Source organism: Citricoccus sp. (assembly GCF_035445025.1).
Classification (GTDB): domain Bacteria; phylum Actinomycetota; class Actinomycetes; order Actinomycetales; family Micrococcaceae; genus Citricoccus.
Genome location: NZ_DAOMPX010000171.1, coordinates 1 through 1,169 on the forward strand (window position 1 = coordinate 1; position 1,169 = coordinate 1,169).

At 70.3% G+C, this 1,169-nt stretch carries 1 pseudogene; it reads right to left on the minus strand.

Annotated features, from left to right (window positions below):
* Window positions 1–64 precede the first annotated feature (64 nt).
* A pseudogene (locus tag PLJ28_RS15945) lies at window positions 65–930 on the minus strand (IS5 family transposase).
* Between the last annotated feature and the right edge of the window lie 239 nt (window positions 931–1,169).

Below are 1,169 nucleotides of genomic sequence, written 5' to 3' on the forward strand. Positions count from 1 at the left end.
CTGGGCGCTCGAGGAGGCCCGCCGGATGCTGTCCGAGGAGGCCGGCTAGGGCCTGTCCTGTGAATCATCGCATCCACAGGATGGTGGCGGCGATGAGGAGTTCGAAGCGGTAGTAGGCGGCGCGCTTGGCGTAGCGGGTGGCCAGGTCGCGGAATTGCTTGAGCCGGTTGAAGCAGCGTTCGACCACGTTGCGGCGGCGGTACTCGGCGGCGTCGAAGGCCGGAGGCCTGCCACCGGCGCTGCCCCTGGCGGCACGGCGGGCTTTCTGGTCGGTGCGCTCGGGGCTGGTGAAGCGGATACGGCGCCGGCGCAGTGCGGCGCGGGTCGAGGGATGAGAATAGGCCTTGTCCGCCAGGACCGCCTCGGGGCGGCACCGTGGCCGGCCCGCACCGCGGCGGCGGACGCCGATGGCCTCCAGCAAGGGCAGCAACTGCGGGTTGTCCCCGTCCTGGCCGGGCGTGAGCAGCACGCTCATCGGCAGCCCCCGCCCGTCCACGGCCAGGTGGATCTTGCTGCTCAGTCCGCCCCGGGAGCGTCCGATCCCTTCACCGTCCACTGCGATGGCCTCGATCGCGGGCCGGCACCCCCTTTTTTACGGGCCCCGGCCGCGTGCTGGTGGGCCCGTACGACGGTCGAGTCGACGCTGATGATCCATTCGACCTCCCCGACGGCGTCGTCCTTGACGACGGCCTCGGCCAGGATCTTCTCCCAGGTCCCGTCCAAGGTCCATTTCCGCAGCCGCTCATGGGCGGTCTTCCAGGGACCGTAACGCTCGGGCACATCCCGCCAAGGAACACCGGTGCGCAGTTTGAACAGGATCGCATTGATCACCTGCCGGTGATCACGCCACTGCCCGCCGCGCCCGGACACCGGCAGCAACGGCTCGATCCTGGCCCACGCCTTATCCGTCAGTTCACCACGCCCGACCATTCCACAGGTCTAACACCGACAGTCCCAGATTCACAGGACACGCCCTAGACCGGTCCGCGCGGACCCCGGTTCGAGGGTGCCCTCCCGGGGGTCGCCTCCCGGGGGTCTCCCGAGGCCCGGGAGGGACGGACCGGGTGCGTCAGAGCGCGGGGTGCATCAGAGCGCGGTGCCGAGGAGCTGGACACCGACGCCCCACGCGGCACTGAGCATGCCCACCACGGCGACCGCGGAGATCAGGG